The sequence below is a fragment of the Janthinobacterium sp. GW823-FHT01H08 genome (assembly GCF_058797855.1).
Map to the genome: position 1 here is coordinate 5,330,257 of NZ_CM179504.1, position 15,993 is coordinate 5,346,249.

A 15,993-nucleotide genomic window follows, 5' to 3' on the forward strand; every position below is an offset into this window, starting at 1 on the left:
CGTACTGATACATGACGCCCTTGATTCCCGCCGAACTGCTACAAAAGTCGGACAAAATTCTGTTCATCGCCCATCTGGCGCTGGGAGACTTCACCTACCTGCAAAACGGCTTCCGCGCCTTTGCCGCGGCCTACCCGCATATCCAGATCCACCTGTGGGTCGATGAAGTCCGACGCACGTCCGACGCCAAACAATGGGAAAGCTTGCGCACCTATTCGCTGTATGACTGGGTGGAACAGTCGGGCCTGTTTTCCAAGGTGTACCGCAAGACTTACAGCCCCGCGCTGTACGAAGAGTCGCTGCGCGAAGCCAAGGCGGAGCACTATCCTGTCGTCGTGTCGCTGGCCCACGTACGGCCACAGCAATATGCGGACCTCGCCCGGGCCATCAGCCCGCACGGGCTGGTGATCGGCACGCGCAAGCCGTTCAGCCCCTTGCGCCCCTGGCATTACCTGGCCTACCGCAAGATCGATGCCGTGCTGGCCTCGTATGCGGGACAGGATGCCGGCGAACACCATATCAGCAGCGTGTATGCGGACTGGTTCCATCAATTGACGGGACTCGACATTCCCGTGGCCGAACGCTATCCCTTCGTGCACATTCCCGAGCACGCATTGCAGCAGGCGCAAGAGCAGCTGGCCGCCTGGGGCTTTGCCCCGCGCCAGGGTCCGCTCGTGCTATTGAACCCGTTTGCCAAGTCGCACAAGCGCGGCTGGCCCCTGGAGCGCATTGCCGAGCTGATCACGCGCATGCAAGCGATGCCGAAATGGCAGCATGCCTGCTTCCTGATCAATGCCATGCCGCAGGAACTGGCCAAGGTGGATGCCGTCGTGCAGGCGCACAACTTGCCGCGTACGCAGGCCTTCAGTGCCGTCGACAACTTTTTCCAACTGCCGGCCATGCTGGCGCAATGCGACCTGATTATTTCGGTGGAAACATCGATCATGCATCTGGCAAACGCCGTGCATGTGCCCGTAGTGGCATTGATGCGCAAGAAGAATCCTGAATGGGCCCCCTTCGACAGCGCCAACAGCACCGTCATCACGGTGGCGCGGCGCAGCGACTGGGTCAAGGCGATTTCAAGCGATCAGGTATTGAAGGCGATCGCCTAGAGAACTCTTCCTCGGCTAGCCGGTGCCCAGCATGCTGATGCGCACCAGGTCGGCCACATTATCGACGCCCAGCTTGTCCATCAGGCGCGCCTTGTGCACTTCCACCGTGCGTACGGAAATACCGAGCGCCGGGGCGATATCGCGGTTGTGCTGGCCCGTCACCACCAACTGCATCACTTCGCGCTCGCGCGGCGTCAAGGCGCGCAGCAAGGCGAGCCCATCCACCTGGCGCTGCAACTGGCCGCGCGCATGCGCCTCGCGTGAAAATGCTTCATCGATGGCGGTCAGCAGCTTGTCGTGGTCAAATGGTTTTTCCAGGAAATCGCTGGCCTGCGCCTTGAATGCCTGGCGTGCCAGGGCCACGTCGCCGTGCCCCGTGATGATGATGATGGGCAGCATGCATTTGAGCTCCAGCAAGCGGCGCTGCAGGCTCAGGCCATCCATGCCCGACATGCGGATATCGATCAGCAGACAACCGGCCCACTCGGGCCGCCAGCTGTGCAGGAAATCCTCGCCGCAGGAAAACAGCGCCGTGCGGTAGCCGCGTATGCCCAACAGCAAACCCAGCGCATCGCGCACGGCGGGATCGTCGTCCACGATAAACACCGTCAAATTACTTGTCACCATACTCTCCCCTGGCGCCCGCACTGGCGTGCGCCAGAGGCAGGATAAAACGAAACATACCATGCTTGCCCACTTCGGCCCATAGCTGGCCGCCATGCGCTTCGACGATGCTGCGGCTGAGTACCAGCCCCAGCCCCAGGCCGCTGGCCTTGGTCGAGACGAACGGTTCGAACAGGCGCGCGGCCAGGCTGTTGGAAATGCCGGGCCCGCTGTCTTCCACGGACAGGCGCAGCCGCCCGCCCTCGAGCGGCTCGGCCGATACCGTGATGCGGCGCTGGCCGCGCGGCTGGGCCATCACCGCATCCTGTGCATTGGCCAGCAAGTTACGCAATACCAGTTCGATTTGCAGGCGGTCCGCATTGACGGCCAGCGGCGACGGCGGCGCCAGTGCCAGCTCGATGCCATGCTCATGGAACAGCGGCGCGAACTGGCGCGCCAGGCCCTCGATCAAGGCGCTCGCCTGCACCGCCTCGAGCTGCATCGCGCCGGTACGGAAAAAGTCGCGCAGGCGGCGCACCACGTCCGCGGCGCGTCCCGATTCAACGATCATGTGCCCGATGGCGCCCTGCAGCAAGGCGCCGTTCTCGCCCCGTTCCAGCAGGTATTCGCACGCCTTGCCATAGGTCGACAAGGCCGTCAGCGGCTGGTTCAGCTCGTGCGCCAGGGCGGCCGCCATTTCGCCGGCCGCCGCCAGGCGCATCGTGTGCTTCAGTTCGTCGGCCACCTGCCGCATTTCATCGACGACGATGCCGATAAAAAAGCCCACCAGCGCCAGCACGGCGTCGAGCAGTTGCAATTCATAAAACTGGATATCGACGGCATGCGTCCATTTCACCAGGGTGATGATGCATAGCTGCAATACAAACACGGCCAGCACGGCGCCATGCAAGCCCTGGCGCGAGGCGGCCCAGATGACGGGGAGAAACAAAAAATAGAAATGCTTGTATTCGGAACGCACGATGGAACCGAAAACGCTCCACAGCACGAAGCAGGCCAGGGCCAGGTACGCCAGGGTTTCCCAGCGCCAGACGGCGGCATGCAGGCGCTCACGCCCCCGTTCGCTGAACAGCACCCAGATCAGCGGCATCGACACCAGCATGCCGACCGTGTCGCCGATGCCGAAACGCCAGACGGCCGTGCCCCATTCGGCGGACGGTATGCGCCCCGTGAGCGACAGCAATGAAATATAGCCGATTGCATTGAGCGCGGTGCCCAGCAGCACGATGAGAACCCAGGCGCTCAGGCGGCGCCGGTTGTCGAAGATGTCGCTGCTGCTGAAACTGCGGCGCAAGACTACGCCGATACCGCCATAGCCGAGCACCAGCCACGCCGAACAGAGCAAGGTCAGGGGCAGGCCAGCCGGCATGCCGCGTACCAGCACCTCGCCGGCCACCAGGGCGATGAACCATGGCAGCGCCGCCTTGCGGCCGTGGATCAGCCAAAATACCAGACCCAGCGCGGGGTCGGGATTCCACGGGGTGATGTTCAGCCCGTACATCGGGTCAATATACGTGGCCCAGTCAAACAGCAGGTACAGGCCGACAAAGGCGGGATACGGCAGGTAGCGGGACAGGAAGGGGCGCATAACGGTGTTTTTTAAACTGTTCCGCATTATGCATCGCAAGCGTGCGCCACGCCATGCCATCTTGCGTTATAGGCACATGAAATAATTTTCAGGCAATATCGCAAGGCCTGCCAGCGCGGTCAGGCCTCGGCCAATGGCAAGCGCACCTCGACCAGCAAGCCCAGGCCGCCGTTACCGCTGTGCAACTGAATCGTGCCGCCATGCTGGCGTACGACGGAAGCGACGATGGACAAGCCCAGGCCGCTGCCTGGCTGCGCCTGCTGCGGCGCGCGGAAAAAGCGGTCGAACACGCGGTCATACAGTGCCGGCGCGATGCCCGGTCCCTGATCGGCCACATGCAACACGGCCTGGCCCCGCTCCGCATGCAGCGACACCGTCACGCTGCTGCCGCGCGGACTGTACTTGATGGCGTTTTCCACCAGGTTGTCGATCAGCGACACCAGGCTTTCGCGCTGTCCGGGCACGCTGAGCGAGACGCTGGCTTGCAATTCAAGCTCGATATCGCCCGCCTGGGCCAGGCCGGACAGGGCCGCCAGACGATCTTGCAGCAAGGTATCGAGCGCCTGCCGCCGCGGCAACTCGCCCGCGCCCGCCTGCACTTCACTGCGCGTCAGCTGCAGCAGCTGGCCCACCAGACGCGCGGCCCGGTTGCCGCTGTTCAAGATACCGTCCAGCAGCTCTTGCTGGCGCGCATCATGCACCTGGCCCTGCAAGGCCTCGACATTGACACGCATGGCCGCCAGCGGCGTGCGCAGCTCATGCGTGGCATCGGCGATGAAGCTGCGTTCGCGCGCAGCGCTGGCATCGACCCGCTGCAGCAGCGCATTGATATTCTCAACCAGTGCCGCCAGTTCGCCATGCGGCGGCTTGAAGGTCAGCGGACGCAAATCCTGCGGCCCGCGCGCCGCCACCTCCTGCGCCAGCTTGCGCCACGGGCGCATGGCAAGGCGGATCGACAGCCAGGCCGGCACCAGCAGGAACGGCAAGCTGATCAGCAACGGCAGCAGGTAGTAACCGCGTGAATTGATGGTGATGAACAATTGCCAGGCGCCTCCCGCTTCCAGCACCGTCACGCGCGTGCCGCCCTCGGCCAGGCTGCGGCTGCGCCAGGCCTGGCCCTTGATGTACACGACTTCCATCTGTTCCGGGCCGGCGCTGCGGATCCCGCTGGGCGCATCGGGCGACTTGTAGACCAGCTTGCCTTCGCGCCAGACCAGGATGCGCGGCGCCAGTTCCGGCACCTGCCCCGTTTCAAACTCCTCGCGCAGGGCTGCGTCGATGGCGCGCAAGCTTTGTTCCTGGCGCTGCGGCTGCTCGGCCAGGTTATCGGCCACGCTGATAATGGCATGCAGGACGCCGCGGCTGACAGTGCTCGCTTCATCCGCGCCCTCGACCAGCACATACGCCACGGCCAGGCTCCACACCATGGTCAGCATCAGCATTTGCGCCATCATCAGGCGGCGTACCAGGGTAGGCTGGCGCAGCATGGCCCAGAAACGCCCCATCATGCGCCGGCACCCGATGGGGTGGATGATTCGCCCTGCTGGTCGATCACATAGCCGACGCCGCGCACGGTACGGATATAGCCTTCGCCTATCTTGCGGCGCAGGTTGCCCATATGCACGTCAAGGGTATTGCTGGCATTGGCGAGCCCGCCGGGCAGGATATGTTCTTCCAGCACGCGGCGCGTGATGACCCGGTTGGCGCGCATCAGCAAGGTCTTCAGCAAGGCATATTCACTGGCCGTAAGCTCCACGGGCCGGCCATGCACGCTGACACGGCGCGTGGGCACCTGCAGCAGCAGGCCGCGCAACTCGATGGTGTCGCCGTCGAAGCCATAGCTGCGGCGCGCCAGGGCGCGCACGCGCGACAGCAGCTCGGCCAGCACGAAGGGCTTCACCAGGTAATCGTCGGCGCCGCCATCGAGGCCCCGCAAGCGCTGTTCCAGCGTGTCGCGGGCGCTGAGGATCAGCACCGGCAAGCGGGCCGCGCGCAGCCGGGCCAGCAAATCGAGGCCATCGCCATCGGGCAAGCCCAGGTCCAGCAGCACCAGCTCGCAACTGTCGTGCTCGATGCTGCGCGCCGCATCCTCCAGGCTGCGCACCCAGACCACTTGCATGCCCTGGTCGCGCAAGGCGATCCGCACGCCGTTGCCCAGGTCCATATCATCTTCAATCAGCAATATCTTCATGGTGGGTATTAAACCACCGCAAGCTGAAGAAAGGGTAAAGAAGCGCTCTTCATGCAATCTTAATAAAAGGCTCATTTTTCCTTCATGGCAAGGACAGATACTACCGGCAGTCAATCGAGCCACTCCGGACTCGGTTCTCATCTGACGGAAAACTCCATGCACGCACCCACAACCCTGCTGACCTCGCTGGCACTTGCCAGCGGCATGATCCTCAACCCGCTGGCCGCCGCGGCGGCCGAACCGCCGGCGGAAAATGTCTTCACCATCGGCGGCGGCGTCGCCGCCGTCTCCAGCTATTCCGGCGCCGACAAGCTGTCGGCCTCGCCGCTGATCATCCTCGATTACGCCATGGCCAATGGCCTGTTCTTCAGCACGTCGCGCGGCATCGGCTATGGCGGCCAGGCAGGCCCCTTCAGCTACAGCGCCGCACTGGGCTACCGCGGCAACCGCGAAGACCACAAGCGCACGGGCGCCAACGGCTGGGGCGGCAGCGATTACCTGAAGGGCATGGGCGAAGTCAAGGGCAACGCCAGCGCCCTGCTCAGTGCCGGTTATTCGCCTTTGCCGGGCCTGTCGCTGAGCGTCACGAGCGACATTCCCCTGTCGAACCGCGAAAATGGCGCGAACGTGCATTTCGGCGCCACAGGACAGATCTACGGCCGGGCCGATGCCAAGGGCGTGCAGCAAGACAGCGTGACCATCGGCGGCCAGCTGGGCTGGGGCGAGCGCAAGTACGTGCAGACCATGTATGGCGTGACGGCCACCCAGGCCGCCAATACCTCGTTCAAGCAATACACGCCCAAGGGCGGTTTCTATGAAGCGCAAGCCACCGTCAACTGGGAACACCGCTTCGATGCACGCTGGGGCATCAATACGCTGATCGGCGTCGAGAGCCGTCTGGGCGACGCGGCCAAGAGCCCCATCGTGCAGCGCAAGACATCGCCGATCGGCGCCGTGTATGTCACTTACCGCTATTAACAACACGCGAACATAAGGGAAACCCGTACGCTGTTTCGCCAATTTACAGCGGATACGGGCATGGATAAGATGACACGGTTTTTCCACCACGGCCATCTTTTCCATGCATGCATCGCGCCTTGCCCCGCAACGCCCCCGCGCCCCGGACAGCGCCGCAGGTGCCTGCGGCAAGCCGGGCCAGGATACCTTGCTGCTGCTCTTGCCCGTCAAGCGCGCCAGCGACATCATCTATGGTGCGCGCTACGCCAGGCGCCTGCAGGAATGGGGCATCAAAGTGTGCGTCAGCCTGTTGCACGTGACACCGGCGCCGCGACGCTGCGCCGATGGCCTGCCCCGGCACAGCGCCAATGAATGCGATGCCCTTGACCTGGCCACGCAGCACATGATGCACGAGGCGGGACTCTACCTGAGCCGCTCTCATATCGATTTCAGCACCCACATTTTCGCCGGCGAGCCGCTGTTTACGATCCTCGATACGGCTGAGCTATTGGGTTGCCACGAAGTCGTCTTGCCAGCACACAAGCAAGGCGGCTGGCCGCGCCGGTTTTCAGGCGGACTGGCCGGCAAGCTGGCGCGGGGCAGCCGCGGCACCACCATCCTGCTGGCAAACCACGAGGGCGTCAGCAGCCCTGTACCCGTCTGAGCCGGAACGGCTTCGACGCTCCTCCTTTATCATGGACATGCGCACGATGATGCCAACTATTACCCTGTCTGACGGCTTGATGGCGATGCCGAGCGGCATGCGCCGCTGGCGTGAACTGCTCAAGCTGCATCTGCGCGCCCGCGTGCAACAGCGCCAAACCCGACTATGGCTGCAACTGCTGAACTCGCATCCGGTGTTTCATGATCTGGTACATGCCTATCCGCACATGATCCACAAGGTCTACCGGCCTTACCTGAGCCTGACCTTGAATTGCCACCAGCGCGTGGAATTGCTGGCCGAACACTACCATTTCATCTTGCAGCAAGGTTGGGGCAAGCTGATGGCTCAAGCGGCGCACGGGCCCGTACGCCTGGGCACAGTGGCGGGCAAGTCGGGCGCGTCCTACCACCTGCAACTGTGTTCGCTGCATCCGATGGACCGCGAAGGCGAGATGGTGCTGCAACTGGTGGATGACGACGACGTCCTCTATTCGATCGCCTTTTCCTTCTTCGGCAGCCAGTTGCGCGCCACCCTGGGCATGCGCATCGGCTGCCTGCAAGGCCCGAAGGGCGAGGAAAGCGCACACCGCGTGCGCGAGGCAACGCGCGACTTGCACGGCTTGCGTCCCAAGACCCTGATGGTGCGCCTGGTGCGCCAGCTGGGATATGAGCACGGCTGCCGCAAGATGCTTCTTGTCGGCAATATCAACCGCGCCGTACACCACTCCGCCAAGAAAGGCCGTTTGTTCGCCGACTACAATGCGCTATGGCAAGAACTGGGTGCGCAAGTACGCCAGGATGGCGATTTTGAGTTAGCGTGCGAAAACCTGCCTTTGCCGGCGCTGCAAGACATTCCTTCCAAAAAACGCTCGGAAGCACGCAAGCGCCACGAATTGACGCTGGCCATGATCGCCAGCCTGCGCAGCGGCCTCGACGCCCATCGCAGCCCGATGCAAGCCGCCACGGCAGGTGCTGCGGCCGCCGCCAGCGAGGCGCGGCAAGCGGCCATGCTCGATGACGACGACTACGCTTCCGTTGTCGCCTGAGCGCCGCCCCCACCTGCGGCACACGCTACAACCCGTGCACGGCGCAATCCTGTTACGCTAGCGCTATCGGTACGCATTACGGTGCGCCGGTTCCCCCAACGCTTACTAGGAGGCATTCATGCGCGTAGACATCTACCGCCGGGCCGAGCACGACGGCATTTTTTCCTACCTCGCCGTGCCGGAAGGAAAACTCATTCCGGAAGAAGTGACCAATACCGACTGGCAGCTAGAAGTACGCGCCAGCGAAGTGGCCGACGATGCCCAGATATTGCCGGACTACCATATCGAACAGCCGCACCAGCAGATCGCCGCCAAGGGCTATGCGATCACGGGCCTGAAAGACATGTAAACGTAAAAAAAGCCAAACCAGCATGTCTGCGGTTTGGCTTTGTCGTATGCCACGAACGGTGCCGGTCAGTATTCGACCGCCACCTCTTGCGCACCCAGCATTTGCTCCAGCGCCATCTGCAATTCATCCGATGGCGCCACTTTCCACTCATCACCAAACTGCAGCACGCAACTGACGCCTTGCGGGCTGACCCGCGCGGCGATCGGCAAGCCCGTCTCGGCCCGGTGCGGCATGATCACGTCTCGGATGCGCTTGGCGTCCAGGGTGGCCGGCAAGGTCAGGCCCAGCTGGCGGCCATATTGCACGCGCGCGGCGATGATGTCGAAAGCGCTCTCGGCCGTGATCCGCAAGCCGCCCGAAAAACGGTCTTCCGATACCTTGCCCACGACGGCCAGGAATTCATCTTCCTTGAAGATTTTCCGGTTGGCATCGAACAGTTCGCCATACACCGTCACTTCCACCGTGCCGCTCTTGTCATCGAGCGTGACGATGAGGATCTTGCCGCGCTGCGTCATCTGCGTGCGCAAGCCCGTGATGACGCCGGCCATCATGCGCGGCTCGCGCGACGGCGACAGTTCCGACAATTTCGTGCGCGCGAAACGGCGCGCCTCGGGCGCATACGAATCGAACAGGTGGCCGGACAGGTAGAAGCCCAGGGCGATCTTTTCTTCCGTCAGGCGCTGTTTATCTGTCCACACGGGCACCTTGACGTACTCGGGCGGCGCCACCATGTCGCTGTCGTCGCCGCCGAACAGGCTCACCTGGTTGGCCGCCTTGGCCGCCTGGTCGGCGCATTCCATGGCGAACGCCACGGAAGCGAGCAGGATGGCGCGGTCGACCTTCAGGCAGTCAAACGCGCCGCTGCGGATCAGCGACTCGATGGTGCGGCGGTTGATCTGCTTTTTATCCACGCGCTTGCAGAAATCGAACAGGCTCGTGAATGGCCCGCCCGCCTCGCGCGCGGCGATGATGGCTTCGATGGCATTCTGGCCCGAGCCCTTCACGGCGCCCAGGCCGTAACGGATCTGCGTGACTTTCTTGCCGCTCACGGACGGCGGCGCGCCGCTCGGCGTGAAGCGGTAGTCCGATTCGTTGATATCGGGCGGCAACAAGGTCAGCTTGCAGATTTCCAGCGAGTCTTCCACCAGAATCTTGATCTTGTCCGTGTCGTCCATGGCCAGCGACAAGTTGGCTGCCATGAAGGCGGCCGTGTGGTGCGCTTTCAGATACGCCGTGTGGTACGACAGCAGGGCGTAGGCGGCGGCGTGCGATTTATTGAAACCGTAGCCGGCGAACTTTTCCATCAAATCGAAGATCTCGTCGGCCTTTTCCGCCGTCAAGCCGTCTTTCGCCGCACCGGCGCGGAAGATCTCGCGGTGCTCGGCCATCTCTTCGGCCTTCTTCTTGCCCATGGCGCGCCGCAGCATGTCGGCGCCGCCCAGCGAGTAGCCGCCGACGATCTGCGCCATCTGCATCACCTGCTCCTGATACACCATGATGCCGTAGGTTTCGGACAGAATCGATTCCGTGCGCGGATCGGGATAATCGAAACGTTCACCGTGCTTGCGCTTGCAAAAATCCGGAATCAGGTCCATCGGGCCCGGACGGTACAGCGCCACGAGCGCGATAATGTCTTCGAAACGGTCGGGACGCGCGTCTTTCAGCATGCCCTGCATGCCGCGCGACTCGAGCTGGAACACGGCCACGGTCTTGGCCTTGGTCAGCAAGTCGTACGACGGCTTGTCGTTCAGCGGCAAGGTCGCCAGGTCGAAGTTCGCCTGCGCGGGATCGAGCTGCTTGATGTAGCGCACGGCGCGGTCGAGAATGGTCAGCGTGGTCAAGCCCAAAAAGTCGAACTTCACGAGGCCGACGGCCTCCACGTCATCCTTGTCGTACTGCGACACGACGCCCGAATCGCCGCCCTGCGTGTACAGCGGACAGAAGTCCGTCAGCTTGCCCGGGGCGATCAGCACGCCCCCCGCGTGCATGCCGATATTGCGCGTGATGCCTTCGACCTGCTGCGCCAGGTCCAGCAGCTGCTTGACCTCTTCCTCGTTTTCCAGGCGCTCCTTGAGCAGCGGCTCTTCCTCGATGGCATCGGCGATCGACACGGGTTTACCGGGCTTGAACGGAATCAGCTTCGAGATGCCGTCGCAGAAGTTGTAGCCGAAATCCATCACGCGGCCCACGTCGCGGATCGCGCCCTTGGCCGCCATGGTACCGAAGGTGGCGATCTGCGAGACAGCCTCCTTGCCGTACAAATCCTTGACGTGCTGGATGACGCGGTCGCGCCCTTCCTGGCAAAAGTCGATATCGAAGTCGGGCATCGAGACGCGTTCGGGATTCAAAAAGCGCTCGAACAGCAGGTTGTATTGCAATGGATCGAGGTCGGTAATGAGCAGCGAATACGCCACCAGCGAGCCGGCGCCCGAACCGCGGCCCGGGCCGACGGGCACGCCGTTTTCCTTGGCCCACTGGATAAACTCCGCCACGATGAGGAAGTAGCCGGGGAACTTCATGTTGCAAATCGTGTCCGTCTCGAACTTCAAGCGCGACTCGTAGCGCGGACGCTCCTTTTCGCGACGCTCGGGATCGGGATACAGCTGGATCAAACGCTTTTCCAGGCCCGCCTGCGATTCGGCCACGAGGAACTGGTCGATCGTCATGCCGGGCGGCGTCGGGAAGTTCGGCAGTTGCGGCTTGCCCAGGGTCAAGGTCAGATTGCAGCGCTTGGCGATTTCCACGGAATTGGCCAGCGCGGCCGGGAGGTCGGCGAACAATTCCGCCATGTCGGCCTGCGACAGGAAGCGCTGGCTGTCATTGAAGCGTTTCACCCGCTTGGCGTTGGCCAGCATTTCACCTTCGGCGATACAGGTGCGGGCTTCGTGGGCAATAAATTCTTCAGGGGAAATAAATTGCACGGGATGCGTGGCCACCACGGGCAAGCCCAGCTTGGCCGCCAGCGCCACCGCATGGCGTACCTGCGCTTCCTGGTTGGCCTGGCCGCCGCGCTGGATTTCAATATAGAAATGGCCGGGGAAAATCTCGGCCCAGCGCTGCGCATTGCGTTCGGCCAGGGCCAGGTTGCCGTTCTCGATGGCGATACCGACGTCGCCGAAATGCGCGCCGGACAGCACGATCAGGCCATTGGCCGCGCTTTCGCCCGGGTACAGGTCGTAGGTATTCGTCGCCAGCGCTTGCAGCCACTCGATGCGCAGCTCGGCGCGGCCCTTGTACTGGTTCGTCAGCCAGGCCGTCGACAGCAGTTCGCACAGCTGCAGATAGCCCATGCGGTTCTTCGCCAGCAACAGCAGGCGCGACGGTTTTTCGCGGTTGTCGTCATTCGTGATCCACACGTCGACGCCAACGATGGGCTTGATGCCCTTGCCGCGCGCTTCCTTGTAGAACTTGACCATGCCAAACAGGTTCGACAGGTCGGTGACGGCCAGCGCCACCTGCTTGTCCTTCGCCGCCGCCTTGACCACGTCGTCGATGCGCACGAGGCCATCGACGATCGAGTACTCCGAGTGCACGCGCAAGTGGACGAAAGCCGGACCTGGCTGCATCGCTTGCTGTGAACCTGCCGGAGCGCCGGCCTCTTGCATTACCATTTCCATCCTGTGTACCGTTTCGTGCAAAATTCAATGGGGTCTATTCTACCGCGTCGCGCGTGCGGACCGGGTATCCTGGCTGGCCTGTCGGGCTTATAATATCGGCTGTTCAGTCTAACCCGATCGCCATCATGCAAGCCATCACCCCAGCAACATCCGCCGTTTCCGCCGCCGTCAGCCCGCCCGCCGCCACGTTTGTCAATATTGCCGCGTATAAATTCATCACGCTGGCCGATACGGAAGCCATGCGTCCCTTGTATCAGGAGCAATGCCTGGCGCTGGGCCTGAAAGGCACGATCCTGCTGACGCCCGAAGGCATCAACATGTTCCTGTCGGGCACGCGCGAGCATATCGACAGCTTCCTCGCCTGGGTGCGCAGCGACGACCGTCTGGCGGACCTGGAATGGAAGGAAAGCTTATCGAACGAGCAATCGCACAAGCGCATGCTGGTCAAGCTGAAAAAGGAAATCATCACCATGCGCATGCCGCTGATCAAGCCGGAACTGGGCCGCGCCCCGTCCGTCGACGCGCATACGCTCAAGCGCTGGTTAGATGCCGGCGTCGACGACGCGGGCAAACCTGTGGTCATGATGGAGACGCGCAACGCGTTTGAAGTGGACGTGGGCACGTTCAACAACACGCTCGATTACCGCATCGACAAGTTCACGGAATTTCCGGCCGTCGCCGCCGCCCACAAGGACGAACTGGAAGGCAAGACCGTCGTCACCTTCTGCACGGGCGGCATCCGCTGCGAAAAGGCCGCCATCCACATGAAGGAAATCGGCTACGACAGCGTGTACCAGCTCGACGGCGGCATTCTGAAATATTTTGAAGAAGTGGGCGGCGAGCACTACACGGGCGACTGCTTCGTGTTCGACTACCGCACGGCCCTGAACCCGAAACTGGAACCGACGGAAACCGTGCAATGTTTTGTGTGCCGCGCCGTCGTTACGCCGCGCCAGCAACTGGCGCCGGAATATGTGTATGAGGTGTCTTGCCCGCATTGCTTTGGCAAGAATAGCGCATAAACCTGCAAGAGGCAGATGCCATTTCATTTGGCTCGGTCCTCGACCACAGGGGTAACACGCTTCATTCCCGCAATGTGCAGTCCCGCTGGATAGCGTGCTGCACGACGCGGTCGTGGCGCTGATCAAGCACGCATCGCAAGGGAAACTGCGCGGCCTATCTGTAACGGCACTCATGCCAGCAGCACGTCCCCCCATTTCACACCAGTAAAGAAACGGGAACCAAGACGCAGTTGCATTGCGAATTGCACCGCCATCACTCACGATGCACGGCTGACCACCGGCGGTCGTGCCGCCTATCGGGCCTTCATCAGGAAAGCCAGCATCCGCCATCAAGGCACCAAGCTGCAGTTCGGCATTCGCGCGCAAGACCCCGATCACGTATGTCAATGCGTATAACAGCCGCCTGCACGAAATATTTGCATAGATTTCCCCTCATCGTCATGCCAGATTTGTCACTCTGCTTAGTTAGCGTTGAATACCCGGCGCCGGGCGTATTCAATCGCAGGAAGCTTTATTGAAGATAGTGCCGACAGAATTTCCACATTTGACGATGGCATTGTCCTTATTATTACCTATAATATAAAAACAATAGAATTGCATGCACCAAAGACTATGGTGGATTGCATATCGAGAAAATAACTATCAAGGTATAGGACTTCTTGCCGATCCTGAAAACTTTTCTGTTTTGCGGCGAACTGCTGGCGCATGCCACTGCCAAACGTCTCCGGGAGCGTTTCCCAAACAGTATTATCATCAATACTTATGGTCCGACAAAGGCGACCGTCGCGAGTACCTGGATCGTCGGTGATGACGCCTTGCTGGCTGAACACAATCCCTTGCCTGTTGGGTACAGCAAACCAGGCGGCTACATTTTTCTTGATACCCAGAATGGAGAACTATGCATCGCAAGCAATCATGTCATGAGGAGGGGGGTACTTGAACAACCCTCGATTGAACGCCGAAAAACTCTTCGAACATCGTGATCATCGCGCCTTCCGCAATGGCGATCTGGGCGAGATTGACGCCAGTGGTCTGGTATTTTGCCGTGGACGTATCGACGATCAAATAAAGTTTAATGGATTCCGCATAGAATTGTCCGATATCGACCATGCCCTACAGCGCCTGGATGGGATCGCAAGTGCCGCCGCCGTGGCGCTACGTCGGCCCGATGGTACGGTAGGGCGCTTGCTAGGTTTCCTTGTGAGAGACAATGGATTGCCGGACAAAGAGATACTCGATGCTTACAAAAAGAAGTTGAACCAGATGCTCCCCAGTTACATGGTGCCATCCTAACTGATCGTCACGACATCGCTTCCGGTATCGATTAATCGCAAGATAGATCGGCAAGTGCTTGCCGAAAGTTACAGAAATAAAAACCTTGTGCAGTAACGCAGGCGTTGAAATTTTCCAAATACGTCAAGTTTCCATCCCGTGCGTTTGGAATTCGGAATCAAACTCGAATGTATATTCCATCGAGCACAGGGTGAAAGCAATACTGCTGGTATCGGAAATGCTCCCGCCGCACCTACGCCAGCGGCCCACGACAAGCATGATTCCTATCACGGATGCTACAGTCATCTCCCGGTGAGGACGTGAAAAATCGCTATTCGCTTGGTAGCTCACCAAAAGATATCGCAGTTCGGAATCAGGCCTGCTTCAAGCGCAGTGTAAAACGATTGCCGATTATTTTTCTCTTTAATAAAGAACTGAGCCGGACTTCAAGAAGTTCGTAGCTTATCCAGGCAAGAGCAATTGAAGTTGCGGTAACTAGCATGGTAAAAGGGAAATCGTAGGTATATTTCTCAATCTCTGTTCCCCGGGTAAGAAAATATGCGGGAGCAATCACCAAGGGATGGACCAGATACAAAGAAAAAGATATCTTACCCAGCCATAACAATGGCGCTGGTATGGCTATCTCCTGCTCCTTGTTCAACAAGGCAAGAAATACAAATGTTAGTGCAAGAGGACCGCTCCAGAACTGAAAGCCAAAATGTCTCGGCATCCCACCAAGAATATTCCAGGTGGCGATACACATGGCAAGCATCAGCGCCATGTACAGGGCCTGTATGTTGCGTATGCGCAGGCGTGAGATATAGACCAGTCCGATAACGACTCCGGCAACAAAGTCCCAAATAATCGGCGAGGTAATCAGGTTTAAATAACCTGGCCGAAAGTCATGATATGCGGTGACATCAAAAAAATGATACCAGGGATTTATCAGGAAAAGCGGAGCAATCAGCGTTACTCCTATCCAGGAAAAAAAAGCCAGCCATCGATACCTGCCAAAGAAGAGCGAACCACCCAATATGAAATAGAAATACATCTCGTAGTTCATCGTCCAGCCGACATGCAACACCGCGCCACCGAAATAGGGTGCGCCAGCCGCGTAATCCAGAGGTAAAAATAGCATCGAACGCAGAATCCCTACCGCCGTCCAGGCATGTAATTCCCAATCGGCAATCAGGCTGGCATTCATGTGTTTTCGCACAATCACTTCTGTCAGGCAAAATAAAAGCGTGATGACGAAATACGTAGGCCAAATCCTGAAAAAACGATTGATCCAGAAGCGGAAAGTATTCTCCAGGGAAGGTTCCTTGTTTTGCGTGGAAAGCACCATGACAAAACCGCTCAGCATGAAAAATAAATCCACGGCGGCAGGTCCGGACGCGAAGAACCATTGTGATGTGGCATTATTAGGTCCGACAGGTACATGCGACGTAGTATGGTAAATTGCGACAACAATAGCAGCCAGGCCGCGTAGTGCCTGGATAAATGGTATCTGGATCTGGTCCGTAGATTTCATCGTGACAATGGAGAGTAAAGGTTA

The 15,993-nt window shown here is 60.3% G+C and carries 14 protein-coding genes; 8 read left to right on the forward strand and 6 right to left on the reverse strand.

Annotation, left to right across the window (positions count from 1 at the left end; all coding sequences use genetic code 11):
* Nucleotides 1–11 precede the first annotated feature (11 nt).
* Nucleotides 12–1,112 (forward strand): glycosyltransferase family 9 protein, encoded by a 1,101-nt coding sequence (locus AC3RCG_RS23890; protein ID WP_070224383.1) that lies wholly within the window; start codon nt 12–14, stop codon nt 1,110–1,112.
* Nucleotides 1,113–1,127: 15 nt separating this feature from the next.
* On the opposite strand, the gene AC3RCG_RS23895 is transcribed toward AC3RCG_RS23890, so the two are convergent.
* The 4 genes from AC3RCG_RS23895 to AC3RCG_RS23910 all read right to left on the reverse strand — a co-directional run bounded on the left by AC3RCG_RS23895 (nt 1,128) and on the right by AC3RCG_RS23910 (nt 5,512).
* Entirely contained in the window at nt 1,128–1,739 is a 612-nt protein-coding gene (locus tag AC3RCG_RS23895) for a response regulator transcription factor (protein WP_492401795.1), read from the reverse strand.
* Nucleotides 1,726–3,321, reverse strand: coding sequence for an ATP-binding protein (locus tag AC3RCG_RS23900; RefSeq protein ID WP_070224382.1), 1,596 nt, complete (start codon nt 3,319–3,321; stop codon nt 1,726–1,728). The genes AC3RCG_RS23895 and AC3RCG_RS23900 overlap by 14 nt, the downstream gene beginning before the upstream one ends.
* 119 nt (nt 3,322–3,440) lie before the next feature.
* Nucleotides 3,441–4,829 (reverse strand): sensor histidine kinase, encoded by a 1,389-nt coding sequence (locus AC3RCG_RS23905; RefSeq protein ID WP_492401794.1) that lies wholly within the window; start codon nt 4,827–4,829, stop codon nt 3,441–3,443.
* Entirely contained in the window at nt 4,826–5,512 is a 687-nt protein-coding gene (locus tag AC3RCG_RS23910; protein WP_070224380.1) for a response regulator, read from the reverse strand. Before AC3RCG_RS23910 ends, AC3RCG_RS23905 begins: the two co-directional genes overlap by 4 nt.
* Before the next feature lie 156 nt (nt 5,513–5,668).
* Between AC3RCG_RS23910 and AC3RCG_RS23915 the strand changes: the two genes are divergently transcribed.
* From AC3RCG_RS23915 to AC3RCG_RS23930, 4 genes are all read left to right on the forward strand, one after another.
* Nucleotides 5,669–6,490 carry a MipA/OmpV family protein gene (locus AC3RCG_RS23915; RefSeq protein WP_162995765.1) on the forward strand — a complete coding sequence of 274 codons (822 nt, stop codon included), beginning with the start codon at nt 5,669–5,671 and terminating at the stop codon, nt 6,488–6,490.
* A gap of 103 nt (nt 6,491–6,593) precedes the next feature.
* The gene (locus AC3RCG_RS23920) at nt 6,594–7,133 is read left to right on the forward strand and encodes a universal stress protein (protein WP_492401793.1); all 540 of its coding nucleotides are present in this window, start codon (nt 6,594–6,596) and stop codon (nt 7,131–7,133) included.
* Between the two features lie 46 nt (nt 7,134–7,179).
* Nucleotides 7,180–8,178: a VirK/YbjX family protein gene (locus AC3RCG_RS23925; protein ID WP_230502334.1), complete on the forward strand. Its 999-nt coding sequence runs from the start codon at nt 7,180–7,182 to the stop codon at nt 8,176–8,178.
* A 118-nt stretch (nt 8,179–8,296) separates the two neighbouring features.
* Complete coding sequence (locus AC3RCG_RS23930) at nt 8,297–8,527, forward strand: DUF6139 family protein (protein ID WP_070224376.1); 231 nt, start codon at nt 8,297–8,299, stop codon at nt 8,525–8,527.
* A 65-nt stretch (nt 8,528–8,592) separates the two neighbouring features.
* Here the strand turns inward: AC3RCG_RS23930 and dnaE are convergent, their stop codons facing one another.
* The gene (gene dnaE, locus AC3RCG_RS23935; RefSeq protein WP_227742034.1) at nt 8,593–12,093 is read right to left on the reverse strand and encodes a DNA polymerase III subunit alpha; all 3,501 of its coding nucleotides are present in this window, start codon (nt 12,091–12,093) and stop codon (nt 8,593–8,595) included.
* A 176-nt stretch (nt 12,094–12,269) separates the two neighbouring features.
* Here dnaE and AC3RCG_RS23940 point away from each other — a divergent pair, with 176 nt between their 5' ends.
* The 3 genes from AC3RCG_RS23940 to AC3RCG_RS23950 all read left to right on the forward strand — a co-directional run bounded on the left by AC3RCG_RS23940 (nt 12,270) and on the right by AC3RCG_RS23950 (nt 14,459).
* Nucleotides 12,270–13,166, forward strand: a complete 897-nt coding sequence (locus AC3RCG_RS23940; RefSeq protein WP_492401791.1) for a sulfurtransferase — start codon at nt 12,270–12,272, stop codon at nt 13,164–13,166.
* 659 nt (nt 13,167–13,825) lie between these two features.
* A complete protein-coding gene (locus tag AC3RCG_RS23945) occupies nt 13,826–14,149 on the forward strand; it encodes an AMP-binding protein (protein ID WP_071650280.1) in 324 nt (107 codons plus the stop codon).
* Entirely contained in the window at nt 14,103–14,459 is a 357-nt protein-coding gene (locus AC3RCG_RS23950) for an acyl-CoA synthetase family protein (RefSeq protein WP_071650279.1), read from the forward strand. The genes AC3RCG_RS23945 and AC3RCG_RS23950 overlap by 47 nt, the downstream gene beginning before the upstream one ends.
* 352 nt (nt 14,460–14,811) lie before the next feature.
* Here AC3RCG_RS23950 and AC3RCG_RS23955 read toward each other — a convergent pair whose 3' ends face one another.
* Nucleotides 14,812–15,969, reverse strand: coding sequence for an acyltransferase family protein (locus AC3RCG_RS23955; RefSeq protein ID WP_070308414.1), 1,158 nt, complete (start codon nt 15,967–15,969; stop codon nt 14,812–14,814).
* Nucleotides 15,970–15,993: the final 24 nt, after the last annotated feature.

Coding starts and splice junctions, on each gene's coding strand:
- AC3RCG_RS23905 (WP_492401794.1), bottom strand. CDS start 4,829: ATGATGGGGCGTTTCTGGGCCATGCTGCGCCAGCCTACCCTGGTACGC.
- AC3RCG_RS23910 (WP_070224380.1), bottom strand. CDS start 5,512: ATGAAGATATTGCTGATTGAAGATGATATGGACCTGGGCAACGGCGTG.
- dnaE (WP_227742034.1), bottom strand. CDS start 12,093: ATGCAGCCAGGTCCGGCTTTCGTCCACTTGCGCGTGCACTCGGAGTAC.
- AC3RCG_RS23940 (WP_492401791.1), top strand. CDS start 12,270: ATGCAAGCCATCACCCCAGCAACATCCGCCGTTTCCGCCGCCGTCAGC.
- AC3RCG_RS23915 (WP_162995765.1), top strand. CDS start 5,669: ATGCACGCACCCACAACCCTGCTGACCTCGCTGGCACTTGCCAGCGGC.
- AC3RCG_RS23930 (WP_070224376.1), top strand. CDS start 8,297: ATGCGCGTAGACATCTACCGCCGGGCCGAGCACGACGGCATTTTTTCC.
- AC3RCG_RS23955 (WP_070308414.1), bottom strand. CDS start 15,969: ATGAAATCTACGGACCAGATCCAGATACCATTTATCCAGGCACTACGC.
- AC3RCG_RS23925 (WP_230502334.1), top strand. CDS start 7,180: ATGATGCCAACTATTACCCTGTCTGACGGCTTGATGGCGATGCCGAGC.
- AC3RCG_RS23895 (WP_492401795.1), bottom strand. CDS start 1,739: ATGGTGACAAGTAATTTGACGGTGTTTATCGTGGACGACGATCCCGCC.
- AC3RCG_RS23920 (WP_492401793.1), top strand. CDS start 6,594: ATGCATGCATCGCGCCTTGCCCCGCAACGCCCCCGCGCCCCGGACAGC.
- AC3RCG_RS23890 (WP_070224383.1), top strand. CDS start 12: ATGACGCCCTTGATTCCCGCCGAACTGCTACAAAAGTCGGACAAAATT.
- AC3RCG_RS23900 (WP_070224382.1), bottom strand. CDS start 3,321: ATGCGCCCCTTCCTGTCCCGCTACCTGCCGTATCCCGCCTTTGTCGGC.